The sequence below is a fragment of the Labrenzia sp. C1B70 genome, assembly GCF_000475395.1.
Lineage (GTDB): Bacteria > Pseudomonadota > Alphaproteobacteria > Rhizobiales > Stappiaceae > Roseibium > Roseibium algicola.
Genome location: NZ_AXCE01000062.1, coordinates 173715 through 192557 on the forward strand (window position 1 = coordinate 173715; position 18843 = coordinate 192557).

Sequence of the window (18843 nt, forward strand, 5' to 3'; positions counted from 1 at the left end):
TCTCAAATTTCACCACCGGTTTGTGGCTCATTTCATAGGGTCCTTGCATGCATCACGCACTGGACATCGACCAACTTCGAACGTTTTTGGCGATCGCGGAGTTGGGAAGCTTCACCAAGGCTGGTGAGGCTGTGCACAAGACGCAGTCGGCAGTCTCCATGCAGATGCGGCGGCTGGAAGAGCGTGTTGGTCAGCCGATCTTCATCAAGGACGGGCGCCAGTCCCGGCTCACGGAAAACGGCCTGCGGCTAGTCGAGTTCGCCCGCCGGATGATCATGTTGAACGACGAGACCCTGTCTGCCTTCAATGGCCAGAAGGAAGTCGGCCATGTGAAGCTGGGCGTGCCGGACGATTATGCCGACCGGCTGCTGCCGCAGGTGCTGGCGGCCTTCAACCGGCTCAATCCTTCCATTGAAGTGCAGGTGGAATGTCTGTCCAGTGCCCGGCTGACGGATGCGATCCGGGAAGGAACGCTCGACGTCGCCATCACGACCTCCCAGGATACGATGGACCTGCGCGGTGAAATCATTCGCCGTGAGCCGCTCTACTGGGTTACGTCTAACCAACATTGCGCCCACACACAGGACGTTGTCCGGTTGGCACTCGGACCGGTCACCTGTGGCTGGCGCCGGATTTCGATGGATGCGCTCGACCGGTCGGGACGCCCCTACCGGGTCTCCTACACAAGCTCCAGCGCGGCGGCTCTCGTCGGTGCGGTTCAGGCCGGACTCGCCGTGACGGTGTTTCCTGAAAGCGCAATTCGAGACGGCATGCGTATTCTGGACGAGAAGGACGGCTTTCCGACGCTGCCCTATTGCGACATCGCCCTGCTGCGCTCGGATACGGCACGCGAAACCATGCACGATACGTTGTGCAACCACCTGGTGGCAGCCATCGGCAACGTTGGCAGCGGCACAACGCAGCTGGCGGCGGAATAAACCTCCGCCGTCCGGTTTCTTCTCATGTCAGGGATGGACCTACCGGGCGCGCAGCATCATCAGGTTGCCACCGATGACACAGGCCAGACCGGCGGCGGCCACTGGCGTCCACTGATAGCCTTCGAAAATGGTCGACAGAGTGAGAGCGACCACCGGGAACATCACGGTGGCATAACCTGCCCGCGCCGAGCCGATGCGGCCGAGCAGGGTCAGGTAGGAAGCAAAGGCGATGACCGAGGCGACAACAGCCAGATAGATCAGGCTTCCGAAATAGTTCACGGACCATTCGACGGAAAAGCTCTGGCCGCGCAGGGCCGAGAACACCCCCAGGAAAAGCATGCCGTAGACCATGCCCCAGGCAGTGGCCGGTGTAACGCCGATGCCGCGCCGCTGGGTGTCAGCCGATAGCATGTTGCCAAGGCAGAAGGACAGCGTGCCACCAACACACATGGCGAGGCCAATGGCAGCTTCGTCGTTGAACTCTGCCCCGGCCAGCTTCGGCCAGAACATCAGGCCGATACCCAGAAAGCCGAGCAGCCCGGCACCGAGAGCGATCGGGCTTGGCCGTTGACCGAACAGGATCAGTCCCAGAAACAGGTTGAAGATCGAGGCGGTCGAGAAGATCACCGCCAGCAAACCGGACGGCAAGATGGCCGCGCCGTAGTAGAACAGCGTGAAGTTGGTGGAAAACAGAAACACGCCAAGTCCGGCAAACCGCAGGTGATCCTGAAGGCCGAAGGCAAGATGGTGTCCACGAAAGCGTGCCCACGCCATCATGATCGACGCTGCCAGCACAAAGCGCCAGAAGACAGACACTTCAGGCGCGACCGTTGCGACCTGGCCCTTCATTGCAATCCAGCTGAAGCCCCAGGCAAGAACCGTCGCCGCGTAAAGACCGTAGTCGGTTGCACTGAAGCCGGCAGAGCCGGGCCGGAGGCTGGGGGATGCAACGCTCATGAATGAACCGATCTGTATGGGATGTTGTGCCTAAGATTGGCGGTCAGGACACTTCAATGCAAATGATTGTTTTTGATGTTTTCATCAAGGTTGCGCATGGATAAAGTCCTGCCGGAATTGAAGCGGTAAGGCTCGTGAGCAGGTTAGAGGACAACATGCATTTTCTCGTCGTAGAGAACTATCAGCATACGGAACTTGGCATTCTCGGTCGTGTCGCTACGCAGAAAGGTCACAGCTGGCACACCGTCAAGGCATATGAAGGCGATCCGCTTCCCCACACCACCGATGCGTTTGCCGGATTGGTCGTGCTGGGCGGAGCCCAGGATGCGCTGGCGGACGAAGCCTATCCGCATCTGCCGAAGGTCTGCGACCTGATCCGTGCCTTTGACGATGCCGGCAAGCCCGTGCTCGGCATTTGTCTGGGCTCGCAGCTGATTGCCCGCGCCTTTGGTGGAGAGAACCTTCTGGGCTTGCCCGTTGAATTCGGCTGGCACGACGTGACACCGACCGACGCAGGGCTGGAAGACCCCGTGGTCGGCAAGCTCGGGGCCGGTGCTCCTCAGTTCCACTGGCATTCCGACACCGTAACGCTGCCGGATGGGGCAGTGCTTCTGGCGAGCAGCGACATGACACCGGTCCAGGCCTTCCGCATGGGTGATTTGACCTACGCAATCCAGTTCCATTTCGAAGCCGGCCTGCCGGAAGTACGTAACTGGAGCGAAGCCTTCAGTGACGACATTCGTGCGCATACGCCGGACTGGCACAGCCGTTTCGACACCGAAGCGTCCCGCCATGCAGCAAAGGCCGACGAGACCGGAGCCACAATTGCAAAGGCCTGGCTGTCGTTGCTTTGAGAACTTTCGCGCTTCTGGTTCCGGGGTTGTGTCCCGGGATATTATCATCCCGGTATTCAGACCACCGGCGTTCCGCCGGTCAGAACTGTCTGCATTGCCGTTTCGTCCAGATTGCCTCCTGACAGAATGATACCGGCCTTCCTGCCTTGAAGCTTTGGCGCATCTTGCATCAATGCGGCGCGGGCGGCAGCACCGGCACCTTCGGCAAGATTATGCGTATCTGCAAACAGGACGCGGATGGCGGCAGCGATTTCGTCATCCGTAACCGTTGCGATCCGGTTGGAGCCGGTCTGCAGGATATCAAGCGCCGCCTGTACCGGCTCCCGGCAGGCCATGCCGTCGGCGAAAGTGGCTGCGGTTTCCGTGGTCACGATTTTTCCCGCTTCGACGGACAGGCGGTAGGCGGGGGCGTTTTCCGTAACGACAGGCACGATCTCGGTTTTAAGCCCCAGAAGGTCGCGCACCGTGATCAGTCCGCAGGCGCCGGAACCCATGCCAACGGGGACATAAACCACGTCGAGATCGTCATGCGCCCTGAAAAACTCCAGCGCGTAGGTCGCAACGCCAAGGACAATGTTCCTGTGAAAGCTCGGCACCATCAGGAAACCGCTTTCACGGGCCAGCCGCTCGGCAGTGCGCCGGGAAATGTCGAAGTCGCGACCGTCGATCACGAGATCAGCACCAAAGGCCTTCATCGCCCGGTTCTTGCCCTCCGCATTTCCTTCCGGCACCACGATGGTGGCGGGCAGGCCAAGCGTTCGGGCGGCCAGCGCCATGGACTGGCCGTGGTTTCCGCGGGTGGCCGTAACGACGCCGCTGGGGCGGCCGTGTTCTTCGATATGTTTCTGGATGTAGACGATGGAGCTGCGCGCCTTGAAGGCGCCGATCGGGGTGTGGTTCTCGTGTTTGACCGCGATTTCCAGGCCGAATCGCTCCTTCAGGAGTGGCCAGGCATAGCTTGGCGTTTCCGGCACAAGCTGGCGCACGATCGGAAAAGCGGCTTCAAGGTCGTCCAGGGTGAAGAGAGCGGTCATGGGCGTGGTCAGGTCCGGTTTCTGATGTTGGTCGGCCGCGAGTATATCCGCGTGGTCCGCACTGTCTTTCAGGATCCTGAACCTATTCGGACTTGCGCGGCCCCTGTTCCTGCGTCAGGTTTGCGCGCCATGCAAACGGACACTGTTCATACCCAGCCTGGATCTGTGCCCATCCACCGGGAGGTCGCCGGATATGGGCTCCGCCTTTTGCCGGCCGCCGGTTACGATGTCGGTTTCGTGGCAGATACGGGCTCCATCGGCTTTGCGTTTGACTGTCAATCGGGCATCCATGCCATCGCTTCGGACAGGCGAGAAGATTTCGTTCGCTTGCCCAACACGCTGGCTTTGACACCCAGCGGCTGCGACATCCGCTCCCGGTCAGAAATGGGCGGTGAATATCTTCTGGTCAGCGGTCGCGAAATCCGTCTGACTGAGGGGTGTTACCGCACCAACATCCTGTCGAAATCTGCTTCCATGGCCGCAGGCAGACTGCGCAAGTGGCTGTTGTCGGATACGCCTCCGGATAACCTGGAAACCGAAGCATGCATCAACGCACTTGCAGAGGCGGGGCTGAAGCCGCAGCGCCCTGGCAAGGCTGCCAGATGGATGACAGGCAATCGGTTTCGGAAAGTGGCGGACAGGATCGAGGCCGATCTCGGGTCAAATCTGTCCGTTGCCGTTCTGGCGCAGGAAATCGGCGTTTCGGCCAGTTTTCTGAGCCGTGCCTTCTCGGCTTACTGTGGGCAGTCGCCCTACGACTATATCGTCAGCCGGCGGCTGCAGCGCGCCCGGGCGCTCATCGTTTCCACCGGCAAGCCGCTTTCGGAAATCGCTCTCAGGTCGGGCTTTTCCTCGCAAAGCCACATGACGGCGAGTTTCCGGACGCGCCTCGGGGTCAGTCCCTCCAAGTTCGCGCGCCCGGATCGGTGACCCGTCAGAGCACCAGGTTGTGGCGGCCGACCTTTTTGATGTCGGTTTCACCGCAAAGGCCCATGGTGACGTCCAGTTCCTTGTGCATCATTTGCAGCACCTTCGAGACTCCTTCCTTGCCCATGGCGCCGAGACCATAGATGAAGGCGCGGCCGATGTAGGTGCTCTTGGCTCCCATTGCGACCGCCTTGAAGACATCCTGGCCGGACCGGATGCCGCTGTCGAAATGCACTTCGATCTTGTCGCCGACCGCATCGACGATGTCCTGAAGCACCTCATAGGACGCAAGAGCTCCGTCAAGCTGACGGCCGCCATGGTTGGAGACGACAATTGCGTCGGCCCCGACGTCCGCCGCGATCTTCGCATCCTCCACATCGTTGATGCCCTTGAGAATGAGTTTGCGCTTCCAGTGGGACTTGACCCACTCCACCGAGGACCAGTCGAGGGTCGGGTCGAACTGGCTGTTGGTCCATTCGGCAAGCGAGGTCATGTCGCCAACACCGGACACGTGGCCATGGATGTTGCCGAACTGGCGGCGCTTGGTCTGCAGCATGTGCCAGCACCAGCGCGGCTTGAAGGCAAGATCCAGCAGAACGTGCGGTTTGGGTTTCGGCGGCGTGGACAGGCCGTTTTTCAGATCCTTGTGCCGCTGGCCCAGAACCTGAAGATCAAGCGTCAGAACGAGTGCCGAACAGCCGGCAGCCGTTGCACGCTGCATCAGGTTTTCCGAAAAGCCCCTGTCGCGCATGACGTAGAGCTGGAACCAGAACGGATTCTTGGTGTTCTCGGCGACATCCTCGATCGAGCAGACACTCATGGTGGACAGGGTGAAAGGGACACCGAATTCTTCTGCGGCCTGGGCCGCGAGAATTTCACCGTCGGCGCGCTGCATCCCGGTCAGGCCGACAGGGGCAAGGGCAACCGGCATCGTTACGTCCTGGCCGATCATGGTGGTCTTGACCGAGCGGTTGTCTATGTTGCAGGCCACGCGCTGGCGCAGTTTCTGGCGCTGCAGCGCCGCTTCGTTCTCGCGGTAGGTGCTCTGCGTCCAGGAACCGGTATCCGCATAGTCGTAAAACATCTTCGGTACCCGGCGCCGGGCCAGGGCCTGCATGTCGGCAACATCGGTCACAACAGTCATCGAATTCCTCCTGAGGCTCACGCGCGAGCCGGTTTTCGGGTCCGTCTCAGGCCGGCCAGCTGCTCGCGCCGGTCCAGATCCTTCGTTTCGGCAAGGGTGCCGCGCACATAGTCGATATGGTTTTCCGAGGCCTGCCTCGCGCGGTCGGCATCCCCGGTCTGAATGGCGTCGGCAATGGCCTTGTGCTGCTGCAGCAGCTCGATCCGTGCCGACGGGTGGTGGTACAGGCGCCCGCGATTGTAGAAGACGCCGTTTTCCAGAAGCCGGTAACAGGACCTGAGAGTGTGCAGCATCACCACATTGTGGGCCGCTTCACCGACCGCGTGATGAAAGGCAACGTCCAGCCGGCTTTCGGCAGGCAGGTCCTCGCTGTCATGCGCTTCCTGCATCTGGCGAACAATGTCCTGCAGCCGGGCAAGGTCGGATGGGGCGGCCCGTGCGGCTGCAAGGGCTGCTGCCTGGCTCTCGATGCCCCGCCGGAATTCGAAATAGTCGTTTACCGCGCCCGGGTGCCGGGCAATCAGCTGGACCACTGCTTCGGAAAAGATCGGGCCGATCAGCTCGGCAACATAGGTGCCGCCACCCCGGCGCGACGAAATCAGCTCGCGGTCCTCAAGCGTCTTCAAGGCATCGCGAAGCACGGGACGGGAGACGTTCATCTGGTCGGCAAGGTCGCGTTCGGCAGGCAGCCTGTCGCCGGACTGCAGCACGCCCTTCAGGATCAGATCTTCGATCTGCTCCACCACGGCATTTGCCGTTTTCTGATGATCGACCGGCTGAAACATGCCGCTCCCGCTCCAATTGTTGGCGCGGAAAATAGCGCCGCTTTCAAAATTGGTCAATTTTTTTGTCCAATTATTTGTTGCTGAAATGTCGCTCCGGAAACCCAATTGTCTGCTGCGGCAAAAATGCGGATTGGTTTCGGCAATGCCTTAGCGGAATGTAGAATTGACAGAACATTTCCAAAGTCGGGGTTGCTCCTTGGATCAGGGATCAGAAAACGGGTCCACCTTTCCTGCCTTTCGCACATCTCCCTTGCGGGAAAAGGTGCTGGGGGAGGTTCATGCGCGGCCGTTTCGTCCGCTGCCCTGTCCGCGGACGGTGCTCCACTACGCTTTCCTGACAGATGCTGAGGAAGCCGCCAGAGATCATGCCTGGCTGTCAGAGTTCTGCATTTCCCGCGGCGGCCACGGCCCTGCGCCCGGAGCCCGTCATCACACCGTCAATTTCGGCGGCGGCACCTTGAGCTGGGAACAGCACGCGGAATTCACCACCTACACCTGGGATGGTCGCGCCCACGAACAAACGATTTTCGGGCAGGTGCCGATCAAGCACCCCTTTGGCGCTGCGTTTCGGGCGCCCGGCGATCTGCTGGTAGCCGTCCGGCTGGAATTGCGCGGCGGTGATGAAGGCAAGGAATGGCGAAGCCAGTTCGATGAAGCCAGCCTGACGGTATCGAATCTTGAAGACGGCGCTGCCATGGTGGCGACCGACTTCCGGCAGGATGGCGATGGGCTCACACGGCTCCTGGTCTGCAACCGGACCTTGAGCGACGTTCAGTCCGGCGCCGTTGTCCAGCGGCTTCTCGAGGTCGAGACCTATCGAACGCTGGCCATGCTGGGCCTGTTCGAGGCAACCAGACTTCAGCCGGATATCAGGCGTTTCGAGATCGAGCTTGCAGAACTGACCGGCCAGATGCAGGAGACCTCCGCGCTCGGCGCCAACCAGGAGCTTCTGGACAAACTGAGCGGCCTTGCCGCTGCTCTGGAAGCAGGGGCAACCGCCAGCACGTTTCGGTTCGGCGCGAGCCGCGCATATGACCAGATCGTCCGGGCACGGCTGGAAACCTTGCGTGAAGAGGCTGCCCCCGGCGAACTTTCAATGGCGTCCTTCCTCGTCCGCAGGCTTGCCCCGGCCATGCGCACCTGCCAGGCGATCGAAGACCGTCAGGCGATGCTCTCGCGCAAACTGGCGCGGGCAACCACGCTCTTGCGCACGCGGGTCGACGTCGAACTGGAAGAGCAGAACCGTTCGCTGCTGGAATCCATGAACCGGCGTGCCCATCTGCAACTCCGCCTGCAGCAGACCGTCGAAGGCCTGTCCGTTGCCGCGGTGAGCTACTACGTCGTCGGCCTGATTTCCTATCTGGCGAAAGCCGCCAAGGAAACCGGCTTGCCTCTGCCTGACTCCAACCTGATGACCGGCATATCCGTGCCGCTGGTCGTGCTGGTGATCTGGTGGACCGTCAAGCGCATCCGTCAGCAACACGGTGAGCACTGAAGACGTAAATGGCAGCGCGCTTCGCTGCGTCCGGGATGACTGACGAGAGGCTTCACCAGAGAAAAAAAGGCCGGGTAAACCCGGCCTTTTGTCGTCAGTCGGCAAGCAGTGCTTACTTGCTCGAACCGTCTTCGTTGTACTGGTTCAAATAGGCGATCACGTTGGCGCGGTCGTCTTCCTTCTTGAGACCTGCGAAGGCCATCTTGCCTTTCGGGATCAGATCCTTCGGCTTGGTCAGGTAAACGTCAAGCGTCTCGGCGTCCCACACTTTGCCATCGGCCAATTCAAGCAGGTTGGCGGAATACTTGTAGCCGTCAACCGCGCCCCATGCCCGGCCGACAATGCCGTTCAGTTCCGGACCGACCTTGTTTTTGGCTTCGGGTCCAACCGCATGGCAAGCGGCGCATTTCTTGAATACTTTCTCACCCTTGGCAGGGTCGCCTTCGGCGCTTGCCTGAACGGTCAGGGCCAGAAGCGCGGTTCCGGCGATCATCAGCAGTCGCTGCATGTATATCTCCCTCGGTTTGGGTGTTTAAAACCCCCGTCAACAGAACAGGATGTCAGGCCTTGATGCAAGTGACGGACCGTCGCATCCCGCATGCCAAGCTGCGATCGCCGACTGGGATCGTTTGGCGTCCGGGTGAAAGGTCAGCCCGCGCGGGCGTTGCTCGGCAGGCGTAACCAGTCCTCAAGCCCATGGTCCCAATAGGGCGACGAGCCATAGAGCCCGGCAAGGAAGTCGATAAAGACACGCACCTTGGCCGGCAGAAACTGGCGGCTGGGGTAAACGGCATAAAGCCCGACATCCTTCGAGGCCCGGTACTCGGGCAGAAGAATTTGCAGTTTGCCTTCACGCAACTCCGGACCGACGTCCCAGGTCGAACGAAGCGCAACGCCGACGCCGGCCAACAGGCATTCGCGCACGACCTCGTTTGAGTTGGTCTTGACCGGCGCCTGTGTGCGGACGGTCTCGATCCCGTCCGGACCGGCGAGCCGCCAAGGGTCCTGGTTGGTTGCGGCAATGGTCACATGGTTTGCGACAAGATCCTCGATGCTTTCCGGAGTGCCGTACTTTTCGAGATAGATCGGGCTTGCGCACAGGACGCGGTGGACCGGTGCCAGGCGCCGGGCGACGAGACTGGAATCGGAGAGCTCCGCAATGCGGATGGCAAGGTCATAGCCGTCGCCGACAATGTCGACAAAATCGTCGGAAAGATCGAGATTGACCGAAAGATCGGTGTTTTCAGCCAGGAACTTGCCAAGGTGCGGAGCAATATGAAGCCGGCCGAAGGACGTCGGAACGGCCACCTTCAGGTTGCCGCGTGCCTTGGCCGAGCCGCGCGAGACAAATGATTCGGCTTCTTCAACGGAGGCAAGAATGGCCACAACGCGCTCGTAAAAGCCCTGTCCGGCCTCGGTCATGGCGATCTGGCGAGTGGTCCGTTGCAGCAGTCTGGTACCGAGTTTTTCTTCCAGACGCCGGATGCGTTTGGAGACGACTGCGGGCGACAGGCTCATTTCGCGGCCGGCTGCCGACATGCTGCCGGCGCTCACCACCCTTGCGAAAATCTCCATGTCGGTCAGATTGCTCATTTTCAATCTCTCAGAAAGACAATTAGTATTTGCCGGTCGTTTTCCTCGGGCGCGAACCTTGCCACACTTAAGTAAGGGTAATTCACTGCCATCTCATGTTACGTAGGACCAATTCAACTGGATCAACGTATTAAAAAGTAGAAGGAGTTCATTTCGTGACCGCCATTGCGATGCCCGCGCCAGATCAGGCCGTATTGGCCCGCCGCCAGGAAATCCTGAGCGCGCTTCAGGCGATTGTGCCCGGAGAAGGGGTAATCCATGACGAACGCGAGATGCGCGCCTATGAGACCGATGCGCTGACGGCTTATCGCCAGTTGCCACTGATCGTCGTCCTGCCGGAGACGGTCGAGCAGGTATCGAAGGTACTGAAATACTGTCATGACAATGACGTGAAGGTCGTGCCACGCGGGGCGGGCACCTCGCTTTCCGGCGGCGCGCTGCCTCTGGAAGACGGCGTTCTGCTGTCGATGATGAAGTTCAATCGCGTGCTCGATATCGACTATGACAACCGGGCCGTGGTCGTTCAGCCGGGTGTCACCAATCTGGGCATTACACGTGCGGTCGAGCACGAGGGCTTCTACTACGCGCCGGATCCCTCGTCGCAAATCGCCTGTTCCATCGGTGGCAACATCGCGGAGAACTCCGGTGGTGTGCACTGCCTGAAATACGGCCTGACCACCAACAACGTTCTCGGCCTTGAAATGGTGCTTGTCACCGGCGAGGTCATTCGCCTCGGCGGCAAGCATCTGGACAGCGAGGGATATGACCTGCTGGCGCTGATGACCGGTTCGGAAGGCCTGCTCGGCGTCGTCACCGAAGTCACCGTGCGGATCCTGCAAAAGCCTGAAACGGCGCGGGCGCTCCTGATCGGCTTTCCGACCAGCGAGGACGGGGGGCGCTGTGTGGCCGATATTATCGCCGCCGGCATCATTCCAGGCGGAATGGAGATGATGGACAAGCCCGCTATCCACGCGGCGGAGGATTTCGTCAACGCAGGTTATCCGCGTGATGTCGAGGCCTTGCTGATCGTGGAACTGGATGGGCCGGAGCGCGAGGTCGATTACCTGATCGGCCGTGTCGAGGAAATCGCCAGGGCCAACCAGGCCAGCCACGTGCGCATTTCCGAAAGCGAGGAAGAGCGCATGACCTTCTGGGCCGGCCGCAAGGCCGCGTTCCCGGCGGTGGGCCGCATTTCCCCGGATTACCTGTGCATGGACGGCACCATCCCGCGCCGCGAACTGCCGAAGGTGCTGGCCCGCATGCGGGAGCTGGCCGAAAAACACGGGTTGGGCGTTGCCAATGTCTTTCACGCCGGTGATGGCAACCTGCACCCGCTCATCCTTTACGACGCCAACAAGCCGGGTGAACTCGATGCGGCGGAAGCCTTTGGAGCCGATATTCTTCGGCTTTGCGTTGAGGTTGGCGGCGTTCTGACTGGCGAGCACGGTGTCGGCATCGAAAAACGCGATCTGATGACAGACATGTTCTCCGAAGCGGACCTGAAGCAGCAGCAACGGGTCAAATGCGCTTTCGACCAGAAGCATCTTCTCAATCCGGGCAAGGTTTTTCCGGTGCTGCACCGCTGCGCCGAGCTTGGCAAGATGCATGTACACAAGGGCCAGTTGCCCTTTCCAGATATTCCGCGGTTCTGAGGGTAGGGGCATGGACGCGACAATGAAACCGCGAAACACCGGCGACGTGGAAAAGGTGGTGGCCTGGGCTGCTGCCGAAGACCAGCCGCTGGAAATCATCGGTCAGGGCTCAAAACGAACGCTCGGACGCCCTGTGCAGGCCGCTCATGTGCTGGACCTGTCGGGTTTGACCGGGGTCGAGAGCTATGAACCTGCGGAACTGGTGCTGACGGTCAAGGCGGGTACGCCAATTGCCGAAGTGGAAAAGCTGGTCGACGACAACGGTCAGGAGCTTTCGTTCGAGCCGATGGACTTCGGCCCGCTCCTGGGCGTCACGCCGGCACAGGGGACAATCGGGGGCGTGCTTGCAGCCAACCTTTCCGGCCCCCGCCGGATCAAGGCCGGGGCTGCTCGCGATCATGTGCTTGGCATGGAGGCGGTGTCCGGGCGCGGCGAGATCTTCAATTCCGGCGGCAAGGTGGTCAAGAACGTCACCGGATATGACCTGCCGCGGGCTCTGTGCGGCGCATATGGCACGCTTGCCGTTGCAACGACCGTGACGCTGAAGGTCAATCCCAAGCCGGAGACCTCTGCAACATTCGTGCTTTCCGGGCTCGATGACGACGATGGCATCAAGGCATTGTGCCAGGCCATGGGATCGTCGGCGGAAGTGTCCGGCGCGGCCCATTTGCCTGCGGGGGTGAACGGCGGCAGCAGCTCAACCGTATTGCGCCTGGAAGGCTTCTCGACCTCGGTGGATTACCGCTTCAAGACCCTGCAGGCACTGCTTGGCACCTATGGCACGCCGTCGCGACTGGAGGCATCGGAAACAGGCGCTCTCTGGCAGACGATCCGGGATGTCAAACCCTACGCGGGTGGTGAAACCCCGGTCTGGCGGCTTTCCGTCGCCCCGACTGCAGGGCCGCAACTGGTTGCCAGCCTGAGGGAGACGTTTGAGCTTCAGGCCTATTATGACTGGAGCGGCGGCCTTGTCTGGCTGTCGTGTCTGGATGGCAGCCTGCATGAGGCGGAAATCAGGGCTGCGGTCGATGCCGTCGGCGGCGGTCACGCAACACTTGTGCGGGCCGATGCGTCCCAGCGGTCCAATGTGCCGGTGTTTCACCCGCAGCCTGCTCCGCTCGCGGCACTGTCTCGCCGCCTGAAGGAACAGTTCGACCCGAAAGGCATTCTAAATCCTGGAAAAATGGTCAGTGGTGTGTAGTGTGAGGCCATAATTGTCACACGCATTTCCAACGGAGTGCCTTCATGGATCAACAGTCCGACGTTTCAGGCTACATGGAGCCAGGCGGCAAGAACGCCACGCTCATCTATATTCTTTATCTGGCAAATATCATCGTGCCGTTCACCGCCATTGTCGGTGTCATCTTTGCCTATCTCAATCGGGGCAAGGGCTCGGCCTGGGTTGATAGTCACTACACCTATCAGATCCGCACTTTCTGGATCGGGCTGCTGTTCGGCATCGTCAGTGGTCTTTTGACCCTGATCCTGATCGGCTTCCTGATGCTGATTGCCGTACTGATCTGGATGATCGTCCGCTGCATCAAGGGGCTTCAGCTTGCAGGCCGTAACGAGCCTGTGCCCAACCCGGAAACCTGGATGTTCTGACAAGAGGGCAAGGCCCGTCCGCAAGGCGCGGCACGGGCCATGAACCTTTACCAGGCTGCCGGTGCGGCGAACGTCATTGCGCCGGCAGGCACTTCACCGTCACGTCGTAACCATAACCATCGCGCTGATGCGTGGTGTTCTTGAACGACCACTTGTTCTTTTCGGCCTTGTTCTTCTTCGCGGCCACAGCGTCCAGCTCGAAATAGGCCTTGGCGGACACCGTCCAGGTCTTGCTGAGCGCGACCGACTTCTTCATGCCGCTTTTAAGAACCTTGTCCAGGTTGAGCGAGCAGGCCTGGACCGGATCCCAGCCCTGCCACTTGACCTTGGCCATCGGGATAACCGGCGTGTAGGAAATGGAAACCGAGCGCTTCGTGCCCGCGCCGACGTCGCGGTTCTGGAAGCTCTTGCTCCAAAGGTTGCCGTCCCCTTCGAAGTAAAGCACGTTCTTGAAGGAACCCACCTTCATGGCAACAATCCGCTCGCCATTCGTCGCCTTTGCCGACAGGCGCAGCAGGAACCGGTGATTGCCGGACTTGATCTTGGTGTAATTGTAGGCGTTGGCCTTCACCTCGACGGGAATGACGTCGATGCCGTCGCGCTTGACTTCCACTTTCTCGATCCAGTCCTTGGCCATGGCACCGGTTGCGACACTGGCGAGAACAGCGGTCAGAACGGCAGTTTTTGAAATCGTCTTAATCATCAAATCAATTCCTTGGTTGGCATTTCTTTCGCCCACGCTTCGGAACTTAGGCAGACCCGGTTGAACCGGTTCTGAGTGCACTGTTTATCCCGGGTTCATGTTCCATCTGTCCGTTCAGGGAAGGGGGAGGTGGTGAGGCAGAAAGTCCGTGTCGGCAAAACCGTTGTGCCACAAAGGTGCCTTGTGCCGCTTTCCTTCTGACCGTACGATCCGCCTCGCTCGGAAGGAGAAACCCGCAACGACGGGTCATTGAGGGATACGGGGAGCAATGCAGACAAATTTCACCGCAGAGCAGCTCAAGGACAGTCACGTTGCAGCGTCGGAGAAGATCCTGCGCAAATGCGTGCACTGCGGTTTCTGTACGGCCACGTGTCCGACCTTCACACTGCTTGGAGATGAGCTCGACAGCCCTCGAGGCCGGATTTACCTGATCAAGGACATGCTGGAAAACGACCGTCCAGCAGACAAAACCATCGTCAAGCATATCGACAGATGCCTGTCCTGCCTTGCCTGCATGACCACCTGTCCGTCCGGCGTGCACTACATGCATCTGGTCGATCACGCACGCATACACATCGAGAAGACCTACAAGCGACCGTTTGCCGACCGCCTGATGCGCTCGGTCCTTGCGTTTGTCTTGCCCTATCCGAAACGGTTCCGGCTGGCGCTGATCGGCGCCTATTTCGGCCGACCCTTCGCCGGGCTGCTGAAGATGATGGGCGGCCCGCTTGCCCGAATGGGCGCCATGCTGGAACTGGCCCCGGCAAAGGCGCCGGGCCGCGGCCAGCTGGAAGGACCGGGGGTCTTTGCGGCCGAAAGCCCCAAACGCAAGGGGCGTGTTGCACTCCTCAGCGGCTGCGCCCAGCCTGTGCTCAACCCCGGCATCAACGATGCGACCATCCGGCTCTTGCGCAGGGCCGGGTACGAGATCGTGATGCCGAAGGGGGAAGTCTGCTGCGGCGCGCTTGTTCATCACATGGGCAAGGAAGAAGCGTCGCTGGAAAACGCCCGTCGCAACGTCGATGTGTGGATGAAGGAAGCCGAGGGCGAAGGGCTGGATGCCGTCCTGATCACGGCATCCGGTTGCGGCACCACAATCAAGGACTACGGCTTCATGCTGAAGGACGATCCGGCCTATGCCGAAAAGGCGGCCCGGGTGTCAGCCCTTGCAAAGGACGTGACCGAGTTCCTGACAGGTGTCGATCTCGGTGAGCCGCCGATGAAGCCTGGCCTGACGGTTGCCTATCACTCCGCCTGTTCCATGCAGCACGGCCAGAAGATCACCCGGCAGCCGAAGGATCTCCTGAAGGCTGCCGGTTTTGCCGTCAAGGACGTTCCCGAAGGCCACCTTTGTTGCGGCTCTGCCGGCACCTACAACATTCTCCAGCCGGAGATCGCGCGCCGCCTGCGAGACCGCAAGGTTGCCAATATCGAAAAGACCCGGCCGGACGTGATCGCGACCGGCAACATCGGTTGCATGACGCAAATCGGTCTTGGCACGGAAATTCCGATCCTGCACACGGCGGAACTGCTCGACTGGGTCTATGGCGGCCCTCAGCCCGACAGCTTGACGCCGGTACTTCAGCAGCGTCAGGCAGCGGAATAGCCGAACGGCAGGACGAGTGGCTCGCGGGCTTGTTTTCAGCCCGTCAGCTCTCCCGTGTGCCCAGCTGAACCGGTGTCTTGTCTCCGTCCGGAGGGCCGTCCACAGGCTGTCCGGCCAGCCGCAACGTGCGTTCCAGCAATTCCTCGTAGATGGGGCGACCACCCATGTGGTGTGCCGTCAGTGATGCCGTCGTACAGGTGATCAATACCGGCATGATCAGCGAATAGGCGCCGGTCAGTTCCATGACCAGCACAACACCGACAAGTGGTGCGCGCACAGACGCTGCGAAGAAGCCGCCCATGGCGGCAACGGCACAGGCGCTGCGGAAATCGTCTTCCACCGGCAGGAATTCGGCCGACGCGACACCGAAGGCGAGGCCGGCACAAGTCGCGATGGACAGCATCGGCGCAAAGATGCCGCCGGGAACACCGGACGCGTAGGAAAACAGCACCCCGCCGAAGCGCAGGAGCGTCAGCACCAGCAACGTGATCACGCCATAGTTCGACAGAATGAGGTTGTGGACCAGTTCTTCGCCGCCGCCGGTCGCCGCGGGAAGGGCGTTGAGCAGCAGGCCTGTTACCGCACCGATGACAAGCGCCGGGACCCAGCGCAAGCCGGAGGGGATCTTCAGGAAGAGATCCATGACCGTGATCAGCGCCCGGTTGAAGAACACGCCAAGCGCGCCGAGGAAAACCCCCAGAACCGCCAGCAGCGCGAAGCTCCAGACCGGAACATAGCCGACATCCACCTGCAGGGGCGGGCCGATATGGGTCAGCTGTTCGGTGATGGCCGCACTCAGGATCGATGCGATGATGACGGCCATGTAGGTGCGATAGCCGAAGGGAAACTGTCGGCGGGTTTCCTCGACAATGAACAGGATCGCGGCCAAGGGGGCATTGAACGCGGCGGCCAGTCCAGCGGCTGCGCCCGCCGCCAGCAGGCCCTTGTGATCATCGGGCGAAAGGTCCTGCGACCGCGACAGGGCCTCGGCGGTCATCGCACCCATGTGGATGGTGGGGCCTTCCCGGCCGAGCACAAGCCCTGACCCAAGCGCCAGCAGACCACCGAAAAACTTGGCGAACAGGACGCGCGGCCAATGCAGCGGCCGCTTGTCTTCCATGGCCCCTTCGATTTCCTGGATCCCGCTGCCTGCCGCTTCCGGGGCAACCCGCCTGATGAGCAGAAAGGCTCCCGTGACGCAGGCTGCCGAAATGGCCATGGATACGACATAAGGCATGTATCCCGGGCCAAGAGCCAGCCGCAGTGCCGCATAACGGGAGAATAGGAAATCGAGTCCGGTGTGAAATCCGGTTGCCAGACCGCCAACCAGAATACCGACCAGCGTCGCCTTGAGAAAATAGGCGGCATCCGATCGAACCGAAAAGGAGATGTGGGGGGCTTTCATGCCGCGGTCCTGAAAGAGGATTTAAGGAGACTGCTCTAGGCCGGCGATTCGACCTGTCGTGACGTCAGACTGCAAAGAAAAGCAGGTGCCGGCAACAAAAACGCGCGGCAGAGCCGCGCGTCTGTGTTCCGTTTGCCGGAAAGCGGAAAACTTCGTCAGATCACGTGCACCGTGGTGCCGACCTTGACCCGTTCGTAGAGATCCATGACGTCTTCGTTGCGCATGCGGATGCAGCCGGAGGAGACCGCGTGGCCGATGGTCCAGGGCTGGTTGGAGCCGTGGATGCGGTAAAGCGTGGACCCGAGATACATGGCGCGTGCGCCAAGCGGGTTGTCCGGTCCGCCGGCCATGAAGGTCGGCAGGTCGGGACGACGCTTGCGCATTTCCGCCGGCGGGCGCCAGTCCGGCCACTCCGCCTTGCGGGTGACCTTGTGGGTGCCGGCCCATTCGAAACCGGGCTTGCCGACGCCGACACCATAGCGCCGCGCGGTACCATCGCTCTGAACCAGGTAGAGGAAGCGTTCGTTGGTATCGATCACGATCGTACCGGCCTTGTGCGGGCCATCATAGTTCACGATGGTCGGCAGGAACTGCGGTGCAATCTGCCGCGACTGCGGGGCTCGTGCCTGGCGTTGCGGCTGCTGACGGACCGGCTGCTGGCGGGGAGACCACCAGTTGGCGCGGCGCACCTGCGGCTGTTGCTGCTGGACACGTGGCCGTTGCACACGTTGCTGCTTGAACTGGTAGCGCTGCGCCGTCGAACGCCGCTGGACCTGGGGCTGCAGTTGCAGCATCCAGGGTTCTGTCAGGTTCGGGCTGAGCACGAGCGGCGGTGGCGAGACCTGGCCCGCGGTTGCCGGAGTGCCGGAAAGGCCGGTGGAAAGAACCAGGACACCGGCAAACGCGAGAGCCTTGGGAAACATATTTCGCAGCAGCAACATGGCAGTACTCATCAACTTGTCATCGACCACGTTCAGCGGCCTTTTACAGCCGCCGGTTAACGGATTGGCAAGGATGATAAGCAGCTCAGGCTGTTGCAAAGATGAATCCGGCGCACGGAAATCTGGTAATCTTTTCTTATGGTTAGTTGTTGGTTGAGGAACAGGCTTAATGAAATCCTAGGCGCTTCGGTTGTCGCCGGATTAACCTTTGAAGGTGGTTTGAAAAGACAAAGCTTTCCGCGATTCCTTGGTTAACGCACGCGCCTTCTGGCATCGCGCGCCACCAGCGGCAGGATCGGCCGGGTCTGCTGCATCGACATGCCCGGTTTGATACGCGGATCGTAAAGCATGTTCAAAATGATCTGGTCGAACACCGTAAAGCGGCTGTGGCGCGAGGAATCGTTAAACACCGAATGGGTGAGCTGCTCGTCGTCGTTCATCGGCCCCAGCCCCTGCAGAAGTTCCTCGACAAGACAACGCTTGAAAAGAAATTCGCCTTCGTCGGAAACGATGACTGCCGCCGAGCGCTTGATGCCCTTGCGGCCGGAAACGACACGAACAAGGCACCTGCCTGGAACCCGGGCATGTTCGTTCTTGTAGATGTCCTTCTTCACCACCGGTTCGTACTGAGCCCGGTCGACCACATAGATCTCGAAATTCGCCTTGGCCGGATCGTTCGTGACGCCGGTCGTCAATCCGCCAATGCGGTTGTCGATTTCCTTTATGAAGCGATGGACCGTCTGTGTCCTGTCGCGCGCGGACAGGTTATGGACGTAGAACAGGACCGGGGTGGTGAACTTCTTGACCAGATAGGGACGCCAGCTCCAGCTGCGGTACTCGAGTCCGAATACGGTCTTCTCGAACCCTTCCAGCAGCTCTTCCGTTGAAAAGGAATCGTTTGCCGCCGAAGGGGAACTCAGCGTGACGGGGGCCGTAAGAAAGAGCAGGCAGGTCAAAAGGATGCGCAGGAAATTCATCTAGGTCAAAGCACCGTTTGCAGCCACATTGGCCTGAGGGTCATGCCTGATCATGCGCGCAGCAGTTCGTTGTCAATCTGCGCGAGGATAACCAAAGCGCCGCCGCGAGGAAAGCCAAGAAACCGTTACCAAACACCAAATTATGCCGTAAGGCGCGCCAAGCATTGAAAAAACAATTCTTTAAACTTCCCGCGCTATAAGGGTCGATATTGCGATTTAAGAAAGCC

Annotated in this window: 18 protein-coding genes; 8 read left to right on the forward strand and 10 right to left on the reverse strand. The window is 60.5% G+C overall.

The genetic code is table 11. From position 1 onward, the window contains the following. Positions 1–47 precede the first annotated feature (47 nt). Complete coding sequence (locus Q666_RS61705) at positions 48–938, forward strand: LysR substrate-binding domain-containing protein (protein ID WP_023002112.1); 891 nt, start codon at positions 48–50, stop codon at positions 936–938. A gap of 39 nt (positions 939–977) precedes the next feature. Here Q666_RS61705 and Q666_RS61710 read toward each other — a convergent pair whose 3' ends face one another. Further along, a complete protein-coding gene (locus Q666_RS61710; RefSeq protein WP_023002111.1) occupies positions 978–1895 on the reverse strand; it encodes a DMT family transporter in 918 nt (305 codons plus the stop codon). Positions 1896–2050: 155 nt separating this feature from the next. On the opposite strand from Q666_RS61710, the gene Q666_RS61715 reads away from it, so the two are divergent. Then, positions 2051–2749 carry a type 1 glutamine amidotransferase gene (locus tag Q666_RS61715; protein ID WP_023002110.1) on the forward strand — a complete coding sequence of 233 codons (699 nt, stop codon included), beginning with the start codon at positions 2051–2053 and terminating at the stop codon, positions 2747–2749. Between the two features lie 56 nt (positions 2750–2805). On the opposite strand, the gene Q666_RS61720 is transcribed toward Q666_RS61715, so the two are convergent. Beyond that, positions 2806–3783: a threonine dehydratase gene (locus tag Q666_RS61720; RefSeq protein ID WP_023002109.1), complete on the reverse strand. Its 978-nt coding sequence runs from the start codon at positions 3781–3783 to the stop codon at positions 2806–2808. A 129-nt stretch (positions 3784–3912) separates the two neighbouring features. Between Q666_RS61720 and Q666_RS61725 the strand changes: the two genes are divergently transcribed. Next, a complete protein-coding gene (locus Q666_RS61725) occupies positions 3913–4713 on the forward strand; it encodes a helix-turn-helix transcriptional regulator (protein ID WP_023002108.1) in 801 nt (266 codons plus the stop codon). Between the two features lie 4 nt (positions 4714–4717). Here Q666_RS61725 and Q666_RS61730 read toward each other — a convergent pair whose 3' ends face one another. Together Q666_RS61730 and Q666_RS61735 are read right to left on the reverse strand one after the other, a co-directional pair. Continuing rightward, a complete protein-coding gene (locus tag Q666_RS61730) occupies positions 4718–5854 on the reverse strand; it encodes an alpha-hydroxy acid oxidase (protein WP_023002107.1) in 1137 nt (378 codons plus the stop codon). Positions 5855–5871: 17 nt separating this feature from the next. Next, on the reverse strand, positions 5872–6696 hold the full coding sequence (locus Q666_RS61735; RefSeq protein ID WP_023014628.1) for a FadR/GntR family transcriptional regulator: 825 nt from the start codon (positions 6694–6696) through the stop codon (positions 5872–5874). Positions 6697–6835: 139 nt separating this feature from the next. On the opposite strand from Q666_RS61735, the gene Q666_RS61740 reads away from it, so the two are divergent. After that, on the forward strand, positions 6836–8134 hold the full coding sequence (locus Q666_RS61740) for a DUF3422 domain-containing protein (RefSeq protein WP_023002105.1): 1299 nt from the start codon (positions 6836–6838) through the stop codon (positions 8132–8134). A gap of 112 nt (positions 8135–8246) precedes the next feature. Here the strand turns inward: Q666_RS61740 and Q666_RS61745 are convergent, their stop codons facing one another. Together Q666_RS61745 and Q666_RS61750 are read right to left on the reverse strand one after the other, a co-directional pair. Continuing rightward, positions 8247–8642: a cytochrome c family protein gene (locus Q666_RS61745; RefSeq protein ID WP_023002104.1), complete on the reverse strand. Its 396-nt coding sequence runs from the start codon at positions 8640–8642 to the stop codon at positions 8247–8249. A 140-nt stretch (positions 8643–8782) separates the two neighbouring features. Continuing rightward, positions 8783–9727, reverse strand: coding sequence for a LysR family transcriptional regulator (locus Q666_RS61750; RefSeq protein WP_023002103.1), 945 nt, complete (start codon positions 9725–9727; stop codon positions 8783–8785). 155 nt (positions 9728–9882) lie between these two features. On the opposite strand from Q666_RS61750, the gene Q666_RS61755 reads away from it, so the two are divergent. The 3 genes from Q666_RS61755 to Q666_RS61765 are packed head-to-tail and all read left to right on the forward strand — an operon-like array spanning position 9883 to position 12984. Further along, complete coding sequence (locus tag Q666_RS61755; protein WP_031269770.1) at positions 9883–11379, forward strand: FAD-linked oxidase C-terminal domain-containing protein; 1497 nt, start codon at positions 9883–9885, stop codon at positions 11377–11379. Positions 11380–11401: 22 nt separating this feature from the next. After that, positions 11402–12580 (forward strand): glycolate oxidase subunit GlcE, encoded by a 1179-nt coding sequence (glcE, locus tag Q666_RS61760; RefSeq protein ID WP_208993953.1) that lies wholly within the window; start codon positions 11402–11404, stop codon positions 12578–12580. Positions 12581–12624: 44 nt separating this feature from the next. After that, positions 12625–12984: a DUF4870 domain-containing protein gene (locus Q666_RS61765; protein ID WP_023002100.1), complete on the forward strand. Its 360-nt coding sequence runs from the start codon at positions 12625–12627 to the stop codon at positions 12982–12984. Positions 12985–13057: 73 nt separating this feature from the next. Here Q666_RS61765 and Q666_RS61770 read toward each other — a convergent pair whose 3' ends face one another. Further along, complete coding sequence (locus Q666_RS61770; RefSeq protein WP_023002099.1) at positions 13058–13687, reverse strand: hypothetical protein; 630 nt, start codon at positions 13685–13687, stop codon at positions 13058–13060. Positions 13688–13955: 268 nt separating this feature from the next. Between Q666_RS61770 and glcF the strand changes: the two genes are divergently transcribed. Then, positions 13956–15293: a glycolate oxidase subunit GlcF gene (gene glcF / locus Q666_RS61775; protein WP_023002098.1), complete on the forward strand. Its 1338-nt coding sequence runs from the start codon at positions 13956–13958 to the stop codon at positions 15291–15293. A gap of 43 nt (positions 15294–15336) precedes the next feature. Here the strand turns inward: glcF and clcA are convergent, their stop codons facing one another. From clcA to Q666_RS61790, 3 genes are all read right to left on the reverse strand, one after another. Next, positions 15337–16698 (reverse strand): H(+)/Cl(-) exchange transporter ClcA, encoded by a 1362-nt coding sequence (clcA, locus tag Q666_RS61780; RefSeq protein ID WP_023002097.1) that lies wholly within the window; start codon positions 16696–16698, stop codon positions 15337–15339. Between the two features lie 155 nt (positions 16699–16853). Continuing rightward, positions 16854–17651, reverse strand: a complete 798-nt coding sequence (locus Q666_RS61785) for a L,D-transpeptidase (RefSeq protein WP_062491914.1) — start codon at positions 17649–17651, stop codon at positions 16854–16856. A gap of 239 nt (positions 17652–17890) precedes the next feature. Beyond that, a complete protein-coding gene (locus tag Q666_RS61790) occupies positions 17891–18616 on the reverse strand; it encodes a DUF2927 domain-containing protein (protein WP_023002095.1) in 726 nt (241 codons plus the stop codon). Positions 18617–18843: the final 227 nt, after the last annotated feature.